The sequence below is a fragment of the Corynebacterium sp. LaCa117 genome, assembly GCF_046717765.1.
Taxonomy (GTDB): Bacteria; Actinomycetota; Actinomycetes; order Mycobacteriales; family Mycobacteriaceae; genus Corynebacterium; species Corynebacterium kefirresidentii.
On the sequence record NZ_CP177102.1, the window covers coordinates 361,707 to 382,251 of the forward strand.

At 58.6% G+C, this 20,545-nt stretch carries 18 protein-coding genes and 4 tRNA genes; 16 read left to right on the forward strand and 6 right to left on the reverse strand.

Features of this window, described 5'->3' with window-relative positions; all coding sequences use genetic code 11:
- Positions 1-4 precede the first annotated feature (4 nt).
- The 3 genes from ACLI1L_RS01875 to ACLI1L_RS01885 all read left to right on the forward strand — a co-directional run bounded on the left by ACLI1L_RS01875 (position 5) and on the right by ACLI1L_RS01885 (position 2,885).
- A complete protein-coding gene (locus ACLI1L_RS01875) occupies positions 5-1,009 on the forward strand; it encodes a polyprenyl synthetase family protein (protein WP_086588896.1) in 1,005 nt (334 codons plus the stop codon).
- Positions 1,010-1,115: 106 nt separating this feature from the next.
- A tRNA-Tyr gene (locus tag ACLI1L_RS01880) sits at positions 1,116-1,197 on the forward strand.
- Positions 1,198-1,811: 614 nt separating this feature from the next.
- The gene (locus tag ACLI1L_RS01885; RefSeq protein ID WP_411708343.1) at positions 1,812-2,885 is read left to right on the forward strand and encodes an IS30 family transposase; all 1,074 of its coding nucleotides are present in this window, start codon (positions 1,812-1,814) and stop codon (positions 2,883-2,885) included.
- 416 nt (positions 2,886-3,301) lie between these two features.
- Here the strand turns inward: ACLI1L_RS01885 and ACLI1L_RS01890 are convergent, their stop codons facing one another.
- The 5 genes from ACLI1L_RS01890 to deoD form a co-directional block, all read right to left on the reverse strand.
- On the reverse strand, positions 3,302-3,628 hold the full coding sequence (locus ACLI1L_RS01890; RefSeq protein ID WP_411707919.1) for a hypothetical protein: 327 nt from the start codon (positions 3,626-3,628) through the stop codon (positions 3,302-3,304).
- A 266-nt stretch (positions 3,629-3,894) separates the two neighbouring features.
- Entirely contained in the window at positions 3,895-5,472 is a 1,578-nt protein-coding gene (locus ACLI1L_RS01895) for a phospho-sugar mutase (protein WP_411707920.1), read from the reverse strand.
- 3 nt (positions 5,473-5,475) lie between these two features.
- Positions 5,476-6,123 (reverse strand): deoxyribose-phosphate aldolase, encoded by a 648-nt coding sequence (deoC, locus tag ACLI1L_RS01900; protein ID WP_411707921.1) that lies wholly within the window; start codon positions 6,121-6,123, stop codon positions 5,476-5,478.
- Between the two features lie 10 nt (positions 6,124-6,133).
- Positions 6,134-7,423 (reverse strand): MFS transporter, encoded by a 1,290-nt coding sequence (locus ACLI1L_RS01905; protein ID WP_411708344.1) that lies wholly within the window; start codon positions 7,421-7,423, stop codon positions 6,134-6,136.
- 93 nt (positions 7,424-7,516) lie between these two features.
- Positions 7,517-8,242, reverse strand: coding sequence for a purine-nucleoside phosphorylase (deoD, locus tag ACLI1L_RS01910; RefSeq protein WP_411707922.1), 726 nt, complete (start codon positions 8,240-8,242; stop codon positions 7,517-7,519).
- Between the two features lie 438 nt (positions 8,243-8,680).
- On the opposite strand from deoD, the gene ACLI1L_RS01915 reads away from it, so the two are divergent.
- The 7 genes from ACLI1L_RS01915 (at position 8,681) to rplA (ending at position 12,088) form a co-directional block, all read left to right on the forward strand.
- Positions 8,681-8,756, forward strand: a tRNA-Thr gene (locus tag ACLI1L_RS01915).
- A 38-nt stretch (positions 8,757-8,794) separates the two neighbouring features.
- Positions 8,795-8,866: transfer RNA gene (locus tag ACLI1L_RS01920), tRNA-Met, on the forward strand.
- Positions 8,867-9,005: 139 nt separating this feature from the next.
- Positions 9,006-9,078 (forward strand) — tRNA-Trp (locus tag ACLI1L_RS01925).
- A gap of 235 nt (positions 9,079-9,313) precedes the next feature.
- On the forward strand, positions 9,314-9,646 hold the full coding sequence (gene secE, locus ACLI1L_RS01930) for a preprotein translocase subunit SecE (RefSeq protein ID WP_394285768.1): 333 nt from the start codon (positions 9,314-9,316) through the stop codon (positions 9,644-9,646).
- Positions 9,647-9,772: 126 nt separating this feature from the next.
- Complete coding sequence (nusG, locus tag ACLI1L_RS01935) at positions 9,773-10,699, forward strand: transcription termination/antitermination protein NusG (RefSeq protein WP_411707923.1); 927 nt, start codon at positions 9,773-9,775, stop codon at positions 10,697-10,699.
- A gap of 172 nt (positions 10,700-10,871) precedes the next feature.
- On the forward strand, positions 10,872-11,315 hold the full coding sequence (gene rplK / locus ACLI1L_RS01940) for a 50S ribosomal protein L11 (protein ID WP_005327961.1): 444 nt from the start codon (positions 10,872-10,874) through the stop codon (positions 11,313-11,315).
- A 68-nt stretch (positions 11,316-11,383) separates the two neighbouring features.
- Positions 11,384-12,088 (forward strand): 50S ribosomal protein L1, encoded by a 705-nt coding sequence (gene rplA, locus ACLI1L_RS01945; protein WP_049383568.1) that lies wholly within the window; start codon positions 11,384-11,386, stop codon positions 12,086-12,088.
- 110 nt (positions 12,089-12,198) lie between these two features.
- On the opposite strand, the gene ACLI1L_RS01950 is transcribed toward rplA, so the two are convergent.
- On the reverse strand, positions 12,199-13,503 hold the full coding sequence (locus tag ACLI1L_RS01950; protein WP_411707924.1) for a cryptochrome/photolyase family protein: 1,305 nt from the start codon (positions 13,501-13,503) through the stop codon (positions 12,199-12,201).
- A gap of 313 nt (positions 13,504-13,816) precedes the next feature.
- Here ACLI1L_RS01950 and rplJ point away from each other — a divergent pair, with 313 nt between their 5' ends.
- From rplJ to ACLI1L_RS01980, 6 genes are all read left to right on the forward strand, one after another.
- Complete coding sequence (rplJ, locus tag ACLI1L_RS01955) at positions 13,817-14,338, forward strand: 50S ribosomal protein L10 (RefSeq protein WP_005322886.1); 522 nt, start codon at positions 13,817-13,819, stop codon at positions 14,336-14,338.
- An 88-nt stretch (positions 14,339-14,426) separates the two neighbouring features.
- Complete coding sequence (rplL, locus tag ACLI1L_RS01960; protein WP_005322882.1) at positions 14,427-14,816, forward strand: 50S ribosomal protein L7/L12; 390 nt, start codon at positions 14,427-14,429, stop codon at positions 14,814-14,816.
- 143 nt (positions 14,817-14,959) lie between these two features.
- Positions 14,960-15,232 (forward strand): type II toxin-antitoxin system RelE/ParE family toxin, encoded by a 273-nt coding sequence (locus ACLI1L_RS01965; protein WP_411707925.1) that lies wholly within the window; start codon positions 14,960-14,962, stop codon positions 15,230-15,232.
- Complete coding sequence (locus ACLI1L_RS01970; protein WP_411707926.1) at positions 15,216-15,548, forward strand: HigA family addiction module antitoxin; 333 nt, start codon at positions 15,216-15,218, stop codon at positions 15,546-15,548. The genes ACLI1L_RS01965 and ACLI1L_RS01970 overlap by 17 nt, the downstream gene beginning before the upstream one ends.
- Before the next feature lie 72 nt (positions 15,549-15,620).
- Positions 15,621-16,637, forward strand: coding sequence for a DUF3068 domain-containing protein (locus ACLI1L_RS01975; protein ID WP_411707927.1), 1,017 nt, complete (start codon positions 15,621-15,623; stop codon positions 16,635-16,637).
- Positions 16,638-17,024: 387 nt separating this feature from the next.
- On the forward strand, positions 17,025-20,519 hold the full coding sequence (locus tag ACLI1L_RS01980) for a DNA-directed RNA polymerase subunit beta (protein WP_086589060.1): 3,495 nt from the start codon (positions 17,025-17,027) through the stop codon (positions 20,517-20,519).
- Positions 20,520-20,545: the final 26 nt, after the last annotated feature.

A 20,545-nucleotide genomic window follows, 5' to 3' on the forward strand; every position in this document is an offset into this window, starting at 1 on the left:
TTTAATGACTCACGGTCAATCGCATGCCACGCACGTGGATCTCGGTGATCCGCAGCTCAACGAGCGCATTGGTGCGGGCATGGAAGCAGTAGAAGACAAGCTGCGCAGTGAAATCGACCGCGGCCAGGACTTCTTAAAGGATAAGGTCAGCCACCTGTCCAAGGCCGGTGGCAAGCGCTTTCGCCCCATGATGGCGCTATTGGCCTCCGAGTATGGTTCGCGTCCGGGCTGCGAAGAGGTTGTTAAGGCCGCCACCGTCGTGGAGATGGTGCATGTGGCCACTCTTTATCATGACGATGTCATGGATGAGGCAGACCGCCGTAGGGGTGTGGAATCCGCGAATTCCCGGTGGAATAATTCCGTGGCCATCCTCGCCGGCGATGCGCTCTTGGCGCATGCCTCCCGCCTGATGAGCGAGCTGGATACCCACACCGTAGGCCACTTTGCCGATACCTTTGAAGAGCTGGTTACCGGCCAGATGCGCGAGACCATCGGCGCGGGCGAGGCTAATGCCGTGGAGCACTATACGGCGGTTATCCGCGAAAAGACTGCCGTGCTCATCGCCTCTGCGGGCTACTTGGGCGCCTATCACTCCGGGGCCTCGGCCGAGCATGCCGCAGCCCTGCACCGCATCGGTGGAGCCATCGGCATGATCTTCCAGATTGTGGACGATGTCATCGACATCTTCTCCGACCCTAAGGAATCCGGCAAGACCCCGGGAACAGACCTGCGTGAGGGCGTATTTACACTGCCGGTTCTCTATGCCTTGGAAGAAGAAGGAGAAGTGGGCGATAAGCTGCGTGAGCTGCTTACTGGGCCGCTGCATTCCGACGCCGAGGTGGAGCGCGCCATTGAGCTCCTGCACCAATCTGGCGGCCGACAGAAGGCGCTGGAGGACATCACTGCCTACCTGCGCACGGTGGAGGAGCAACTCGCCGTGCTACCGGAGAACTCGGCCAGCCAGGCCCTGCGCCAATTGGCGGATTACACCGTGCGCCGCGTGGGCTAGCTGCTTGGCGACGCCCCCTCAATCGCCTTTTTCCCCTTATGCGCTGGCGATTTGTAGGTAGGTGGGTGGTTCGTAGTAAAGTACTTACTCGCACCACACAGTGCATGCCAGGTTGCCCGAGCGGCCAAAGGGAGCGGACTGTAAATCCGCCGGCATTGCCTTCAGAAGTTCGAATCTTCTACCTGGCACAGAATGAACCCCGCAAGCAGATGCTTGCGGGGTTTCGTCGTACCTGCAGTCGTGCTTGATTTCTAGTGGTCGTGGAAACACCTGACATGGGTTAGGTGATTGTGTGGAGTCGAAATGGGTTCCGGATTCTGTTGTTGTGGCGCGGTTTGCGTCGTTGGTTCGGGCTGGTAGTTCAATACGGGCGGCTGCTGGGGTGGTTGGTTTAGCGCGTTCGGTGGCGTATCGGCTTGCTGGTGAGTTGGACTTGCCGCGCAAGCGCCGCAGGACTACTAGCTCGGATGACAGTCAGGAAATAGCTCGCCTGTGGCTGGAAGGTGTGGCACCGATGGATATTGCGCGCCAGCTTTCTATAGGCTCTTCTCCGGTGTACCGCATCGGTATTGAGCTTGGTTTGTGGAAGCGCAATCCATATGGCCGCAAAGCTGCGGCCACAACTGGCCGATGTAGCTATCTGCAACTGCGTGCGGATGCTTTAGGGCGCAAAGATGCAGCTTTAGCCTGTGGCATTCATCCGCGTAATGCTGCTGATATAGACAAAGGTGTCATTAAGCTTTCTACCGGGCGTGTGCCTTTTGTCCCGGCTGGCCCGGATGTGGCGCTGTATAACAGGCTTATGCAGGTAATTGAGTACGTTGATGGTCGCCAAGCAGTTCCAGTCCAGGTTATTCCGCAACAGCGTATCGATAGGCGTATTTCTTCGCGCTACTTGTCGGTAGAAGAGCGCGAGCTCATCTTTGATCTTGACCGGCAAGGCAAAGGCGTACGTGAGATAGCTCGGCGTCTTGCCCGCTCTGCTGGCACTATCAGCAAGGAGCTTAAACGCAACCGGGATGAATTTGGGGTGTATCTTCCCACGTATGAGCACCGTAAATCGGTGTTGCGTAGGTTTAGACCGAAAAAGCGCAAGATTGATGCCAATCCACGTTTGCGCACGGTGGTCTGGGCGATGGTGAAAGATAGGTACTCGCCAGAGCAGATTTCTGGGAGGTTGCGCAGCTGCTATCCCGGTGATGAGACTATGTACGTGTGTCCTGAAACGATTTATCAGTCTTTGTATTTCCAGGCTAAAGGCGAGTTGAAAAAGGAAGTCGCTGCTGCACTGCGTCGCGGTCACGCCCAACGTCGACCTCGTGGCACGCGCAGTGCCCGCAAGCGGTTTGTTGACCCTATGGTGATGATTTCCGACCGCCCAGCAGAAGTAGACGACCGGGCAGTACCAGGTCATTGGGAAGGCGACCTCATTCTAGGCGCGGGTAATAAGTCCGCAATTGGAACGCTAGTAGAGCGAACCACGCGCTATGTCATCTTGCTGCATTTACCGAATGGGCATAGTGCTACCGAAGTAAATGAAGCACTTACAAAAGCGATTGCTACCTTGCCAGATCATCTCAAAGGATCACTTACCTGGGATCAGGGAAGTGAAATGGCCTGCCATAAGGCCTTTTCTGTAGCTACAAACTGTCCCGTGTTTTTCTGCGATCCTGGTTCGCCGTGGCAGCGAGGCACCAATGAAAACACCAATGGACTACTAAGACAGTACTTCCCTAAAGGGACAGACCTCAACGTCCATAGTGCAGCGGACCTAGAATTCGTCGCCATGCAACTCAACCGCCGACCCCGCAAAACCCTGGGCTTTCAAACACCAGCCGAGAAAATGGCCGCACTGATAAACTCAACCGAAACATAGGAAGTGTTTCCACGACCACTAGAATCTGCCGTGAGACGGGTGCTACCGGCAGGACTCCTGTCTGTGGGAGCTTTGAGCCCTGTGGAACACCGCATAGGCACCGACGAGGAATACAGCTAGGAATATCCCCGCGATCGTGAAGTAGAAAAATCCATTTCCTAACCTACGAGAAATATCCGGCAATGAGGTGGAATCCGATCCCGCCAGGGCCTTGGCAATGTATGCCGCATTCAAACCGCCAATGAAATAGCCGAGGCAGAGCAATGATGAAATACCAACTGCAATCTTTAACTCCTCTCATTTTGGCCTTCAGGACCAGCAAACTACACCTTTCTAAGGCGCTGTGTACAAACAGGCGTGCTCGGTAGCCATACCATCAGTCACAGAAAGTCACTGTAGAGATGAAGGTATGGGGTTTAGCGATAGGATATGGGATATGAAGAAGATCCGAACGATGCTGGACGGGGTAAACGAGATTCACCTATTTCAAAGCCAGCGAGTAGCGCAGGCAGCGCAGCAAGCGCATCTGCGCAATCGGACTCGCAGTTATCGGGCGCACCGGAAAATAAACGCAGCGATTTCCCACAGTTGGAGGAGCGCTCCCTGGCGTAAATAGACTTTCTAACCTTGACGACCAAATTGCTGTGTGGGCGCATCAGGGGCCAACTCCGCATCCACAGATAATCAAACAGCACAATGACATTCAGCCGGGCGCAGGCGATCGGATTCTGGAGGACGCTCATGCAGATATTGTCCTCGATAGGAAAGTTACAGCAGAATCTTTCGAGTACGCGATATTTGAATCAAAAGTACGGCTCTTTACGGCCGTAGGTGTCATTTTCGGCGCGCTCATCCTTATACCGGCGATACTCGTTCTTTTTGACCCACCGGAATCGATAGTTGGTACTGCGGCGGTGGGCCTGGCGGCAGCAAGCCCACTAGTCCGCACCCTCATTGGCCCTAAGCAATCTCAGAAGGACCAGTTAGAGAGCGTGGAGCGGGGAGGGGTTTAAATCTCGAAGTAGGCGCGCAGGTCGGCCGCGATGGCATCCAAGCGGTCGGCGTCGGGGGACTCGAGGTAGCACTTGAGCTTCGGTTCCGTGCCGGAGGGGCGTACGATGACGCGGTCATCGTTGTTGGTGAAGAACTTGGAGCCTTGGGCGAATTTCTCTACCTTCGCCACCGGCGAGCCGGCCAGCTCCGTGGGTGGGGTAGAGGCGACCTTGTCCATGGCTTGGGCGATGATTTTGAGGTCATCTACGCGGAAGGTCAGTGGTTGGGTATATAGGGCCCCGACGGTGGCGTAGATGCCCTCCAATCGCTCCAGCAGGGTGGTTCCTGCGGACTTGCATTCGGCTGCGAGGCTGGCGAGCACTACGGAGGTTGCGATGCCATCCTTGTCACGGACAGCGGTGGGATCGGGGCAGAATCCAATGGCTTCCTCGTATCCAAAGGCAAGATCCGGTGTGCGTGCGATCCACTTGAAGCCGGTCAGCGTCTCCTCGTGGCCGAGGCCGTAGTGCGCGGCAATGCGCCCGAGCAGGCGGGAGGAGACGAGGGAATTGGCAAAATTGCCGGTCGCCCCGCGGCGGGCCAGATAGTCGCCCAAAAGGGCGCCAGTTTCATCGCCGGTGAGCTGACGCCACGTGCCGGAAGGAGTGGGCACGGCGGCGGCGCAGCGGTCCGCATCGGGGTCATAAGCGATAAGGATATCGGCGCCGATCTCCTCAGCGTGACGGATACCCAGATCAAGGGCGCCAGGCTCTTCCGGGTTGGGGAAGGAGACGGTAGGGAAATCCGGATCCGGTTGGGCCTGCTCAGGAACCAGCGAGACGCGGAAGCCACAGCGGGTGAGAAGTTCTTTGCCCAAGGCAGCACCAACGCCGTGCATGGCCGTGAGCGCGATGGTGACATCGGAGCTTCCGCCTACGAGTTGTGCCGCGCGGTCGAGGTAGTCGGCGCGGGTATCGACGTTCTCGACATTCGCCGCAGAAAGCGGGATTTCATCGGCATGAGGTGCCGCGGCGATGGCTTCCGCGATTTCGGCATCGGCGGGCGAGATAAGCTGCACGCCTTCTGCCGGGCCGGTGGCAATGCGCCCGCCCAAGTAGACCTTGTAGCCATTATCGGCGGGCGGATTATGTGAGGCGGTAACCATGATGCCAGCATCCGCCTTGAGCTCGCGCACGGTGAAGGCGGTCAGTGGCGTGGGGTTTTGCGCGGGCAAAACCAGGGCCCGGCCGCCGGCCGCGGAGATGACCTGAGCCGCATCGCGCTGGAATTGCGCGGAGCCGTGGCGGGCATCGCACCCAATGGCCACGACTGGGGTATCGACCTGCTGTTTGAGCCAGGTGATGAGCCCGTAGGTGGTGCGGATGACCACGGCGCGGTTCATGCGGGACTCACCCGGACCCACGGCGGCGCGCAGACCCGCGGTGCCAAAGGCCAAGGGGCCGGCGAAGGCGGAGGCGAGCTCGGCGGTATTGCCCTCCTCAATCCAGGCCTTTACCTGGCGGGCTGTGTCCGGATCAGGGTCGTGCTCGGCCCACGTACGGGCGTAGTCATAATCTACGGCGGCGTTCGACATGGACTAGAGCTCCTCGAGGATCTTGGCGGAGGAGGACAGGCCCAAGCGGGTCGCGCCAGCCTCAATCATGGCTAGGGCGTCCTGTGCGGTACGGATGCCGCCAGAGGCTTTCACGCCTAACTTATCGCCTACGGTCTCGCGCATGAGCTTTACGGCATGCACGGAGGCACCGCCGGCCGGGTGGAAACCGGTGGAAGTCTTAACAAAGTCCGCCTGGGCGGCTGCGGCGGCCTTGCAGGCGAGGACAATGGCGTCGTCGGAAAGCGCAGCGGATTCAATGATGACCTTGAGAACCTTGCCTGGGATGGCATCGCGCACGGCCTGGATTTCGGCTTGCAGATCCTCGGCGCGGCCCTCGATAGCTAGCGGGATATTGATGACCATGTCCACTTCTTCGGCGCCATCGGCAACCGCGCGGGCTGCCTCAGCGGCCTTGATCTCCGGCTTTACGGCACCGGAGGGAAAGCCGACGACGGTGGCAATGTGCAGGGAGTCAGGAACCTCGATGGGCAAAGCGGAGGGGGAAACGCATACGGAGTAAGTGCCCAGCTCGGCTGCCTCATTTACCAGGGCGCGGAACTGTTCCGGGGTCGCCTCCGGCTTGAGCAGGGTGTGATCGATGATGGATGCGACGTCGGTGCGGGAAGTCATAATTTTCTCCTTAACGGGCTGGGCGGGATTCGGAACGGGCCATCTTGAGGTCAGAAACTACGTATAGGGCAATGCCAATAGCGGCCACGGCGGCCAGGATCCACAGCACGGTGTTATAGCTGGCGAGGTCCTGGAGCTTGGCGGTATAGGCAATGCCCAGCGGGATGGCGATATTGATGGTCAGGTTATAAAAACCAATGGCGATGCCGGACTTGGCGGCGCTGATATTGCGCAGCGCGGTATTAACCAGCGGCGCGTACATTAGTGAAAAGCCGGAGGCGAAGGCCACGATGGCTGCGATGAGAATAGCGACGTGGAGTTGCACAAAAAGCGCGGCCGTCACCAGTGCGCCGGCAACTAAGGCGAAGGCGGTGTAGATGGTGGCGCGGGAGGATAAAACGGTGCCGATCTTTCCGGAGAAGATGCCGATGAGGATGGCGCAGATATAGCCCGGGATCATCAACAGGGAGGCTTTATCAATATTCATCCCGTGCAGGTCATGCGCCGCAAAAGGCAGCAAGAAGATGAAGCCCATCTGGGTGGAATAGACGAAGAAGACCATGAGGATGGTCCACACGTAGCGGCCGTTGGTGAAAAACTCCGGGGTGACCACGGGATATTTAGCGTGGCCGATGTGGTAGGCAAAGCCCACCACGCCGAGGACAGCCACGATGAGATATATCCAGTTGAACTCCTGCATGAATAAGGTCAGGCCAGTGGCAAAGACGGCGATGAAAAATAGGCCGAGCACATCGAGGTGTCCCTCCACGGCCTCATCTTCTGGCACCAGCTTGATAATCGGCGGGATGGTCAGAATGAGGATGAGCGGGATGAGGAACATCGCCGTCCACGAGACATAGGTGGAAATAAAGCCAGAGGTCAACGCGCCGATGAGCAGGCCGGCCTGGAAGGCGGCGGTGGAAAAGCCCAGGTAGGTCTTTTGATCGGCCTCGCTCAAGTGCTTGGTCACGTAAATGACATAAAGCGTCTCCGCGGCGGCGAGGCCGGCGGTTTGAATGAGGCGACCGGCCAGCACCATGGGCCAGAAGCTAGAAAAGGCGAAGGCTAAGATCGACCCCACGGCAATGAGGACGACGCCGGTGAGCATGAGCTTGCGGATGGAAATGGAATCCGCCAGCGCGGCGTAGACCACGGCCCCGATGCCGATGATGACGCCGGCGAGGGAAGCCTGCAGGGAGGCGGTCTTAACGGAAAGGTCGAGCGCCTGGGCAATCGGCATGGTCATCGTCTTAAAGCCGTTATCAATAACCAGAGAAAAGACGAAGACGAAGAGCAGGATGGGGACGGCAACCTTGGGGTTTAGCGCGGAGCTTGGCCGCTTGTCCTGCGAGGAAGCAGAGGCAGTAGAAGAAGTCACGGGGAAGGCGTCCTTTTAGTCGAGCGCGTTAAGCGGCAGCGCGAGTTCAATCATGGTGTGAAAGGCGGTTTGGCGCTCTTCGGCAGAAAGCTTGGTACCGTGCACGAGGTTGTCGGATACGGTGAAAAGCCCCAGTGCGTCGACGCCGGCTTCGGCCGCGGTGGCATAAAGCGCGGCGGATTCCATCTCTACGCCGAGCACACCCATGTGCGCCCAGCGTTCGTTGACGCTTTGGTCAAAGTTATAAAAGATGTCCGAGCTCAAGATATTGCCCACGTGAATGTGCGCCTGCTGCTTCTCGGCTTCATCGACCAAGGCCTTGAGGAGCTTCCACGAGGCGGTGGGAGCGTAGCTGCCCGGCAGGTTGTACTGGCTCAAGAAATTGGAATCGGTGGAGGCGGAGGAGGCGACGATGACGTCGTGTAGCTCGATGTCTTCTTGCATAGCGCCGATGGAACCGACGCGGATGAGCTTCTTTACGCCGTAGTTGTGGATGAGCTCCCAGGAGTAGATGCCGATGGAGGGAATGCCCATGCCGGTGCCCATGACCGAAACGGGCTTGCCGTTATAGGTGCCGGTAAACCCCAGCATATTGCGCACGCCGTTGAACTGGACAGTGTCTTCCAGGAAATTCTCGGCGATGAATTGTGCGCGCAGTGGGTCGCCGGGCAGCAAGATGGTTTCTGCAATGGGCGCGCCCTGCGGGTTGATGTGTGGGGTGGCAATATCGGTAGCGGACATAGCTTCGCTCCTCGGTATGGGGTGGGGGATTTTACAGACCAAGCTTAAACCCTCAGGACCCCGAGTCAATGGCCGTATTTGCGGCTGGTCAACAACTGTGGAGAGCCTCACTGGACTCAGCCACCAGCATCCGTGCCGAGGTCACTGCACGTAGTAAGCATTGCCACGCTTGCCGACGCCCCTTTTCCCACACCCCCAATCCATATGCCTTCGCTCGGCTGCCGGTACACGGTAAAAAGCGTGGCCGAGCAGTCCGCAGCGGTGGACTGCCATGCCGTTTCTCTAACAGCATTCAAAAGGTGCGAAAAGGCCTCACAAGGTCTATGCATTTTTACGCTCTGACGTGGCGATTTGTGTAAAACGTTGAAAGCAGGTTAGATTATTGGAGTCCGCAACGGAGAGCACAACGAAATAGCGATGTGTTCAACGCTAGGATGTGCCCCCTTAGCTCAGTCGGCAGAGCGTTTCCATGGTAAGGAAAAGGTCGACAGTTCGATTCTGTCAGGGGGCTCCATTCATGTTCGGAGGAAGAAATTCCCCCAAGGTGAATATGGCGGTGTAGCTCAGTGGTAGAGCAAGCGACTCATAATCGCTGTGTCGCGAGTTCAATTCTCGCCATCGCTACCGGGAAAGAAAGGCGCCCGCAGGGCGCTTTTTTATTACCGCGCTGAAGGCTTTGCATCCCCGCCTGGTTTCAGATTGGAACTATGGCTCTGGTAAGGTCTTCAACGCTTGATGCTGAGGCATTAAGGAATAAAAGAATAGGGGCGTGGCGCAATTGGTAGCGCAACGGTCTCCAAAACCGTAGGTTGCAGGTTCGAGTCCTGTCGCCCCTGCACAGTAAACCCCGTCACTTGATATCAGGTGGCGGGGTTTGTTCATGCCAAATCTTCCCGGCGGAGCTTCGCTCGCCGCTTTGCTCGCCGCTGTGCTCGCCCAATGTATCCAAGGCCACGTCTTATTAATGCGGTGGTCAGCTTTTCATGCAGTGCAAGCTTTGCTAGGGTTGACAAAGTTATGGAGGTGCGCGTTAAGCGCCCTATTAGATTTAGTTCCCAAGGAGGGTTAGCTGTGAGCGATGAGCAGCAGCCGAAGAATTCGGGTGCACCGCGCCCGACCGGTAAGCGTCAGCTCTCTGGTGCGGCTACCACGTCCTCCGCGGACTACGCCGATAAGCACGTCGTCCGCGTAGAGGATAAGAATCACGACGACACCCCAGGTGGCGGCGTAGCCGCTTTCCCTGGCGAGGTGGCAACTGAAATGAAGAAAGTGGTGTGGCCGACCGCTAAGGAGATGCTGCAGTACACCCTCATTACTTTTGCGTTCCTCATCGTCCTGACTGTTCTGGTGTGGGGTGTGGACACTCTGGCTGGTCTCGGAGTTGAGCAGATTCTCTCTGATTAGTAAGATATTTCCATAATCTTTTATCCCGCTGTTTCCGCTGAAGGAACGGCGGGATACTTTTTGCCCATACGCGGGCGGGTAGGCTGGTCCTACGCAACGCGCCGAGGAATTTTTGGAGTAAGAATCATGAGCGACGAGAATAACGTCGAAACCGTAGGCACCTCCCTCGAGGAGGCTATGCAGGCCAACGTGCAGGAGCAGGCGGCAGAACATGCTAGCTCCGTTGAAGAAGTACAGCAGGAGGACGCTACCCCAAGCGCGCCCGCAGCAGAAGAAGCAGCAGAGTCCACCGACGCCGCAGCTGAGCCTGCTGAGGCAGCCGAGGCGGAAGCGCCGGCAGAGCCCGCAGCTGCAGCCGACGCTGAGGCCGCAGCTCCAGAGGCTGGCGAGGATGAGTCCGAAGACGCCGCCTACCGCAAGCGCCTGCGTGCGTTTACCCGCGAGCTGAAGAAGCAGCCGGGCCAGTGGTACATCATTCAGTGCTACTCCGGCTACGAAAACAAGGTAAAGACCAACCTGGACATGCGTGCCCAGACCCTCGAGGTGGAGGACTCTATCTTCGAGGTTGTCGTTCCTATTGAGCAGGTGCTCGAGAACAAGGACGGCAAGAAGAAGATTGTGAAGCGCAAGCTGCTGCCGGGCTATGTCTTGGTTCGCGCTGAGCTTAACGACGCCGCTTGGTCCGTCATCCGCGAAACCCCTGGTGTGACCTCCTTCGTGGGCAACGAGGGCAACGCCACCCCGGTTAAGACCCGCGATGTGGCTAAATTCCTGATGCCGAACGAAGCACCGTCCACCAAGGGCGATGCCGCCCCGAATGAGGCCGAGGGCGAGCAGGTCGTGGCCATGCCAGAAAAGGAAGTGGCAAAGAAGTACGCCCACGACTTCGAGGTGGGCGAGGCAGTGACCATCCTGTCCGGCCCGCTGGCCGCAGTCTCCGCCACCATTTCCGAGATCGACCCAGAGACCGGCAAAATGCAGGGACTGGTATCCATCTTTGGCCGCGAGACCCCAGTGGAGTTGTCGCCGACTGAGATCGAGCGCATCTCCTAAAAGTGATTTTGTGCAGGGCGCACGGTGTTCTAAACTGGAACGCCGTGCGCCTTTGGCGTGCGTATAAGAAAAACGTTTCATCCTCCGGTGGCCCACTGAAGGTGAGCATCCGGACGGGATCCCGTTATTCATCGTGGCGGCTATCCCGGTAACACAGGAAAGAGGTAATTCGATGGCTCCTAAGAAGAAGGTATCTGGCTTCATCAAGCTGCAGATCGAGGCAGGCGCCGCTAACCCGGCACCGCCAGTTGGCCCGGCACTGGGTGCCCACGGCGTCAACATTATGGAATTCTGCAAGGCTTATAACGCCGCTACCGAGAACCAGCGTGGCAACGTGGTTCCGGTTGAGATCACCGTCTACGAGGACCGTTCCTTCGACTTCAAGCTGAAGACCCCGCCGGCAGCTAAGCTGCTGCTGAAGGCCGCTGGCATCAAGAAGGGCTCCGGCGTTCCACACACCGACAAGGTCGGCTCTGTGTCTTGGGACCAGTGCAAGGAAATCGCAGAGACCAAGTTTGCGGACCTGAACGCACGTGACATCGAGAACGGCGCTCGCATCATCGCCGGTACCGCCCGCTCCATGGGCATCACCGTTGATGGCGCACCGGAGAAGTAAAAACTTTATGTGGTAGGGCCAGCTACGGCCCGCCGAACACCACACCAATCCAGAAAAGGAATTGTTAAATGAGCACCAAGTCTAAGGCTTATAAGGCCGCTGCGGAACTGGTAGATAAGTCCCGCCTGTACCGTCCGATCGAGGCCACCAAGCTGGCTAAGGAGACCTCCTCCAAGAACTTCGACGCCACCGTTGACGTTGTCTTCCGTTTGGGCGTTGACCCGCGCAAGGCTGACCAGCTGGTTCGCGGCACCGTTTCCCTGCCTAACGGCACCGGTAAGGACGTTCGCGTTGCTGTCTTCGCAGAAGGCGAGAAGGCTACCGCCGCTCAGGAAGCTGGCGCTGACATCGTCGGCACCGCTGAATTGATCGAGCAGATCAACGAGGGCAACATCGATTTCGACGTTGCTATCGCTACCCCGGATCAGATGGCTAAGGTTGGCCGCGTTGCCCGCGTCTTGGGCCCGCGTGGTCTGATGCCGAACCCGAAGACCGGCACCGTTACCGCAGACGTTGCTAAGGCAATCTCTGAGGTTAAGGGCGGCAAGATCTCCTTCCGCGTTGATAAGGCTGCTAACCTGCACGCCATCATCGGTAAGGCTTCCTTCGATGCGGAGAAGCTGGCTGAGAACTACGGCGCCCTCATGGATGAGATCCAGCGCCTGAAGCCTTCTTCCGCTAAGGGCATCTACATCAAGCGCGCTACCATCTCCACCACCTCCGGCCCGGGCATCCCGGTTGACGGCTCCGTGGTTAAGGGCTACACCGAGTAAATCGGTCTAGCGCAGCGCACGAACGAGCGTTAAAGGGGCTACGAGGATATTCCTCGTAGCCCCTTTTTGGTGCCTGGACAGGTGTGTGCGTGGCGCCCGGCCTGGTTGGCCTAGTCCTTGATTTCGGCATAGGCGTCGAGGGCGGTTTGGCGCGATTCCTTTAGGTCCACTATGGGTGGGCCAGACAGCGCGGGTGCCCAGCGGCGCACATAGTCGCCGTCGGGGTCGAAGCGCTTGGCCTGGGTTTCGGGGTTGAAGATGCGGAAAAATGGTGCGGCGTCATCGCCGCAGCCAGCCACCCACTGCCAATTGAAGGGGTTGGAGGCGGCATCGGCATCTACCAACGTATCCCAGAACCATTCCTCGCCCAGGCGCCAGTGGATACCGAGGTTCTTGGTGAGGAAGGATCCCACCACCATCCGTACGCGGTTGTGCATATAGCCGGTGGCCCATAGCTCGCGCATTCCGGCGTCGACAAGCGCAATGCCCGTCGTACCGGACTGCCAGTCTGTCAGGCGTGGGTCATCCCAGGACCAATCGAAGCGGTCGAATTTTTCCCGTACGTTCTCGGTAGCGAGGTTGGGCAGGTGGTAGAGGCGGTGCCAGGCAAAGTCACGCCACAGCAGCTCGGAGTGGAACTTGGCGCACTCCGGCTCCTCGGCCGCGGCGAACCACACCTCGCGCGGGGAGACCTCACCAAAGCGCAGGTGCGGTGAGAGGAGAGAGGTGGCATTAAGCGCGGGGATATCGCGCTCCTTGGCGTAGTTGGCCAGATCCAGCTGCGCCAGGCGCTCCCGCGCACCGGCTTCCCCGGGCGTCCAGTGCTCGGCCAGGGATGCGGCCCACGCCGGCTCGGTGGGCTTGGGCCAGGAACACGCAATGCTTGCCGACGCCCCCATCTCCGGCACCCCCTCCGGCTCATCGCCTGCCACTTGGGAGGACGCGGCCTTGGAGAAGGGGGTAAAGACCTTATAGGGCTGGCCCTGGCCATTGGTGACCTCCCAGGGTTCGACCAGGGTGAAGCCGGGTGAAGAAGTGGCGGTAATGCCACGAGCCGTCAAGTTTTCCTTGACGGCGGCATCAACCTCGCGCAGCGGGCCGTGGTAGCGGCGCGTCCACGTGACGGTAGTGGCGCCGAGTTCGGCGGCTAGGCGGGGGATTTCCACGCGGGCATCACCGGCGACGCGAATGAGCTCCACGCCGTGCTCCGCGAGGTCATGTGCCAGGGCATAAAGGGAGCGCTCGCGCCACCACGTGGTGGCGCCGCCCAACGGGCGGGTGCCCGGATATGCAGGCTCGTCGAGCACGACGGCGACCAAGGGAACGCCTGCAAGCGAGGCGGCTTCGGCCGCGCGGCGAAGGGCCTGGTTATCGTGTAGGCGCAGGTCATCGCGGAACCACATCAGGCAGGTCATGGCGGCTATCCTACGCGGCGAAAACGGGGATTTGGAGAAACCGTGGGTGGGAAGGTAGTGTTTTCCACGAAGTTTGAACGGCCGCTTCAGGCCGAGTCAAAGTTCACCGAAGACCGTTGGTCATCCATTTGGATCGAAGGTTCTCCATCCTAGGAGGCGGCCCACGCAGGAGACACTTTGCGATTATTCGCGGCATTCTCTTATGTCGCGCGCCCTGTGCTCTTGCACGGGGCTTTTGTTATTTCGGGTAACCGAAATGAGGAAAGTCCCGGCGGAATAATAAAAGAGATGTTTTGGAAGGAGGCGAGAGACAATGGCAAACCCAAAGAACACTGCAGACCTGGCAGAGCTGAAGGAGAAGCTGGCTGGCGCTAACTCTGTTGTATTGACCGAGTACCGCGGCCTGACCGTATCCCAGCTGCAGGAGCTGCGTAACGATCTGGGATTTGACGTTGAATACTCCGTCGCCAAGAACACCCTTTTCAAGATCGCTGCCAAGGAAGCTGGCATCGAAGGTCTTGATGATTTGCTGACTGGCCCGACCGCAATTGCGTTCATCAAGGGCGAGGCAGTGGATGCTGCGAAGGTCATCACCAAGTTCGCTGATGACAACAAGGCACTCATCATCAAGGGTGGCTACATGGACGGCAACGCACTGTCTGCCGACCAGGTTGAGGCCATCGCCAAGCTGGACAACCGCGAGACCACCCTCGCAAAGCTGGCTGGCGCTATGAAGGGTTCTATGGCGAAGGCAGCCGCTCTCTTCAACGCTCCTGCAACCAAGGCTGTACGCACCGTCGCAGCTCTGCAGGACAAGAAGGAAGCAGAAGCTTAAGTCGTCACAAAAGACGCACAATTACAACACCGTGTGCGCGGCCTAAATCACACGCAGCGCACACACAACACAGAAAGGACTTGCCATCATGGCTAAGCTCACCAAGGACGAGCTCATTGAAGCTTTCAAGGAAATGACCCTCATCGAACTGTCCGAGTTCGTTAAGGAATTCGAAGAGGTATTCGACGTTGAGGCTGCTGCTCCGGTTGCTGCTGTTGCAGCTGGCGCTCCGGCTGAGGGCGGCGCTGGTGCCGCTGAGGAGAAGACCGAGTTCGACGTCGTTCTGACCGACGCTGGCGCTAAGAAGATTGGCGTTATTAAGGCTGTCCGCGAGATCGTCTCCGGCCTGGGCCTGAAGGAAGCTAAGGAAATGGTCGAGGGTGCTCCTAAGGCTATCCTCGAGGGCGCTTCCAAGGACGACGCTGAGGCTGCTAAGACCAAGCTGGAAGAGGCTGGCGCTTCCGTCGAGCTCAAGTAATTTCACTGAGCTTTACGCTTTCAAATCCCCACTTCTGCCGCTCCGCGCGGTGGGAGCTGGGGATTTCCTCGTTTTGTGTTTGCGAGCGTAGTGCGTGGAGTGCAGCAATGGGCAATAGTGTCAAAGTATGACGCCATGGCGTTGTGGAGTTTAGGAGGGATAGCTTAGAGCGCTTTCACGCAGATGGTAAGGCACCAAGGTATGTACCTCCTGAACTGTGGAAGATCCTGCGCCGCAAACTCATCATGATTGACCGGTCCGTTTCCCTAGCTGATTTAAGGATTCCACCAGCAAATCGTTTGGAGAGGCTGAAAGGGCAGTGGAACGGATTTTATTCCATCCGCGTTAACGCGCAGTGGAGAGTAGTCTTTCGATGGACAGGGAAAGGAGCTGTGGACGTTGACTTCATCGACTAACACAAATGAGGGAGAGGAAGCTTCGGATATCATATCCTTTCCACACCCTGGGGAGGTTCTGCGCGAGGAGTTTCTGGAGCCGCTCGGACTTACTCAATACCGCTTAGCCAGGGATATTTTTAGCTCCAAATCCCAAATTTCAAAGCTGGTCCGTGGACGCATTGGGATTAGTGCGGAAATGGCGCTTCGTCTCTCTGCCTATTTTGGCAATTCGGCGGAGTTTTGGCTGGGACTGCAGGAAGAGTTTGATCTTTGGTGCGCGCGCCAAACCACGGATACTAGCAGTATCGTTGCTTGGAATAAGCACACTGCTTAGAAATCAATCCGGCACGGCGGGGTGGCCTGTAGAAACCAGGAATTTCCGCCAAGGGCTGTAGAATTAGCCCCCATGCTGCCCAAGTCCCGCATTTTTTCCGTCCTGCTCCTAGGCCTCGGTGTCGCGTTGCTCGCCGCTGGTGTTGTGGCGCCGGCATTTTTGGATTTCTCCCCGCGGCTGCCGCTCAACCTGAAAAACAGCACCTGGACATTGCACGATGATTCCGCGGACTCACAGCAGCTGTCTAAGGATGGCGCCAAGCCCTATTCGGGTCCCATGACCTACCAACTCAACATGGATATCCAGGAGCCTTCTGATAAGGAGAAGGCCACCTTGCGCATTGGTGAGACCCGCATGCGTGGCGAGGGCGAAGGCTTAAACGATTTGAGCCAGGCCCAAGTGTGGACCTACCCGGTGGACCGCCTGAGTGGTGAGGCTATGGGGGAGGCTCGGCTTAGCCATACGCTTGCTACGCCTTCGGACACGGTGACGGTAGATGGCTACTGGCTGAAGTTTCCCGCCGATGCGGAAAAGACCAATTACCCAGTCTTTGACCCGACGCTGCGAAAGGCCGTCGATGCGGTCTTTGAAGAAGAGATGACGATGGACGGTCGCACGGTCTACCGTTATCACCAGGAGATTGAGCCGACGAATGTGGCACAGCTCTACGCAGCCGATGGCAATACCACCAGCCTGCCTAAGGAGGACGGCGGAGAGGAACAGGGCTACCTGACCCACTCCGGCAGCCGCGACTTTTACGTGGACCAACAAACCGGCCTGGTAGTGGGCATGGATATGGATATCGATGACTACTACGCGGACCGTGAGGGAGTGGGCCGCGAGCGCGCCTTCGTCTTTAATGGCTCTACTTCTGAGGAGGATCAATCGGCACTGCTGGAGGAGGCGAAGGACTTCCCGCGCGACCACGTAGCGGAGATTATTCGGTGGATTGCAATCGGCCTCGGCGTGGTCTTGGCCCTGCTCGGAATCATTGGCGCACTGGGGCTATTTGGCGGAAAGAATAAGCATGCCCGCCGGCGCGGCCACCACGCGCACAACGGTGGAAGCGCGGTGCCGGTGAGCCGCTAAAAGAGCAGCTAGGAGCCTCAATCGCCGGCGGGGTTGCGGTATAGAGAGATTTTAGTGGTAGGGTGCTCACTGGTTGTCGCGCACATAGTCGTGGCATGGACGCGTTAGCGCCGTGGCGAGCACGAGCTTGCCCCCCCCTAGCGTGGTAGCGACACGTCCCAATTGTGGTGTGTCTTTACATGACAGGTCTTTTCCTATAAGCTATTTCGTTGCGCTGGAATCTGGATCTTCGGTGCACATTTAGCCTTTCAGGCCGGTGATGGCAAAACCGACTTGACAAGGTGATTTTGTGCATTCTGAACCCAGACACTCCACAGCAGACCGAATGCTAGAATTACCAGCGGTTTTGCGGCTCGTCGGCCAGGGCGAGCAGGCAATCCGCGTGAGGTGCTGGAAGGACCCATCTTGGCAGTCTCCCGCCAGACCAAGTCAGTGGCCAATATCCCCGGAGCCCCGAAGCGATACTCGTTTGCAAAAATTAGCGAGCCCATCGCCCTGCCGGGTCTCCTTGACGTACAACTTGATTCTTTTGCTTGGCTCGTCGGCTCGCCGGAATGGCGCGAGCGCGAGCAGGCTGCGCGTGGCGATGATGCCCGCGTAACGAGCGGCCTCGAGGACATCCTCGAAGAGCTCTCGCCGATTGAGGACTACTCGGGCAATATGTCCCTGTCCTTGTCGGAGCCGCGCTTTGAACCGGTGAAAAACACCGTGGATGAGTGCAAGGAAAAGGACATCAACTACTCCGCGCCGCTGTACGTGACCGCAGAGTTTATTAATAACGACACCCAAGAGATTAAGTCGCAGACCGTTTTCATCGGCGATTTCCCGATGATGACGGATATGGGCACGTTCATCGTGAACGGTACCGAGCGCGTCGTCGTCTCTCAGCTGGTGCGCTCCCCGGGCGTGTACTTCGATCGCTCGATCGATAAGTCCACCGAGCGTCCGCTGCACTCCGTGAAGGTTATTCCTTCCCGCGGTGCATGGTTGGAGTTCGACGTCGACAAGCGCGATACCGTTGGCGTGCGCATTGACCGCAAGCGCCGCCAGCCGGTTACCGTGCTGCTTAAGGCACTGGGCTGGAGCGAGGAGCAGATCAAGGATCGCTTCGGCTTCTCCGAGCTTATGATGTCCACCCTGGAATCTGATGGTGTGGCAAATACCGATGAGGCATTGCTGGAGATTTACCGCAAGCAGCGCCCAGGCGAGCAGCCAACCCGTGAATTGGCACAGTCCTTGCTGGATAACTCCTTCTTCCGTGCGAAGCGTTACGACCTGGCAAAGGTCGGCCGCTATAAGGTCAACCGCAAGCTGGGTCTGGGCGGCGACCACGATGGTCTGATGACCCTGACCGAGGAAGACATTGCCGTCACCCTCGAGTACCTGGTCCGCCTGCACGTAGGCGAGCGCGAGATGAAGGCGCCAAACGGCGAGATGATCTCCTTGCACACGGATGACATCGACCACTTTGGTAACCGCCGCCTGCGCACCGTAGGTGAGCTCATCCAGAATCAGGTCCGCGTGGGCCTGTCCCGCATGGAGCGCGTTGTGCGCGAGCGCATGACCACCCAGGACGCGGAGTCCATCACTCCGACCTCCCTGATTAACGTGCGCCCGGTCTCTGCTGCTATCCGCGAGTTCTTCGGCACCTCGCAGCTGTCCCAGTTCATGGACCACAACAACTCGCTGTCCGGCCTGACCCACAAGCGCCGCCTGTCCGCGCTGGGCCCGGGCGGTCTGTCCCGTGAGCGCGCCGGCATTGAGGTGCGAGACGTTCACGCTTCTCACTACGGCCGCATGTGCCCGATTGAGACTCCCGAGGGTCCGAACATTGGCCTGATTGGTGCGCTGGCTTCCTATGCCCGCGTGAATGCCTTTGGCTTCATCGAGACCCCGTACCGCAAGGTTGTGGACGGCAAGATTACCGATCAGGTGGAGTACCTCACCGCCGATGAAGAGGACCGCTTCGCTATTGCTCAGGCTGAGGTCGAGCAGGATGCAGAGGGCAACCTCACTAGCGAGCGCATTGAGGTCCGCCTGAAGGACGGCGATATCGGACTTACCGATGCCTCTGGTGTGGACTACGTTGACGTGTCCCCGCGCCAGATGGTGTCCGTGGGTACCGCCATGATTCCGTTCTTGGAGCACGACGATGCTAACCGTGCCCTGATGGGTGCGAACATGCAGAAGCAGGCCGTGCCGCTGGTTCGCTCCGAGGCTCCGCTGGTAGGTACCGGCATGGAGCAGCGTGCTGCTTATGACGCCGGCGACGTTGTTATCACCCCGAAGGCCGGTGTGGTAGAAAACGTCACCGCTGATGTCATCACCATCATGGATGATGAGGGCCAGCGCGACACCTACATCCTGCGTAAGTTCGAGCGCACCAACCAGGGCACCAACTACAACCAGACCCCGCTGGTTTCTATGGGCGAGCGCGTAGAGGCCGGCCAGGTTCTGGCCGATGGCCCTGGTACCCACAATGGTGAGATGTCCCTCGGCCGCAACCTGCTGGTTGCCTTCATGCCGTGGGAAGGCCACAACTACGAGGACGCCATCATCCTCAACCAGCGCATCGTGGAAGAGGATATCTTGACCTCCGTCCACATCGAGGAGCACGAGATCGATGCTCGCGATACCAAGCTGGGCGCTGAGGAAATCACCCGCGAGATCCCGAACGTTTCGGAAGACGTTTTGAGCGATCTGGACGAGCGCGGCATCATCCGCATCGGTGCCGACGTCCGCGCCGGTGACATCCTGGTGGGTAAGGTCACCCCTAAGGGCGAGACCGAGCTGACCCCGGAGGAGCGCCTGCTGCGCGCCATCTTCGGTGAGAAGGCCCGCGAGGTTCGCGATACCTCCATGAAGGTGCCGCACGGTGAGGTAGGCAAGGTCATTGGCGTTGCCCGCTTCTCCCGCGATGATGATGACGATCTGGCCCCTGGCGTCAACGAGATGATTCGCGTCTACGTGGCCCAGAAGCGCAAGATCCAGGACGGCGATAAGATGGCCGGCCGCCACGGCAACAAGGGTGTTGTGGGCAAGATTCTGCCGCCTGAGGATATGCCGTTTATGGAAGACGGCACCCCGGTAGACATCCTGCTGAACACCCACGGTGTGCCACGTCGTATGAACATCGGCCAGGTCCTCGAGGTTCACCTGGGCTGGTTGGCACACGCCGGTTGGAAGGTCGACACCGAGGATCCGAAGAACGCCGAGCTGCTCAAGACCCTGCCGGAAGAGCTCTATGACGTTCCTGCGGATTCCTTGACCGCGACCCCGGTCTTCGACGGTGCTACCAACCACGAGATCGAGCGCCTGCTGGCTTCCTCCCGTCCTAACCGCGACGGCGATGTGCTGGTGGATGAGCACGGCAAGGCCACGCTTTTCGACGGCCGCTCGGGCGAACCGTACAAGTACCCAATTTCGGTTGGCTACATGTACATGCTCAAGCTGCACCACTTGGTCGATGAGAAGATTCACGCCCGTTCCACCGGTCCTTACTCCATGATTACCCAGCAGCCGCTGGGTGGTAAGGCCCAGTTCGGTGGCCAGCGCTTCGGCGAGATGGAGGTGTGGGCAATGCAGGCATACGGCGCTGCCTACACCCTGCAGGAGCTGCTGACCATCAAGTCCGATGACGTCGTCGGCCGCGTGAAGGTCTACGAAGCCATTGTTAAGGGCGACAATATTCCAGATCCGGGCATCCCTGAGTCCTTCAAGGTGTTGCTCAAGGAGCTGCAGTCCCTGTGCCTGAACGTGGAAGTTCTTTCCACCGACGGCACGCCGATGGAGCTGTCTGGCTCTGATGACGATGACATGGATAGCCCATCGCTTGGCATTAACCTGTCCCGCGATGAGGGTTCCTCCGCTGACATCGCCTAATTAGTTTCTTGGTCCACCGCGGGGTA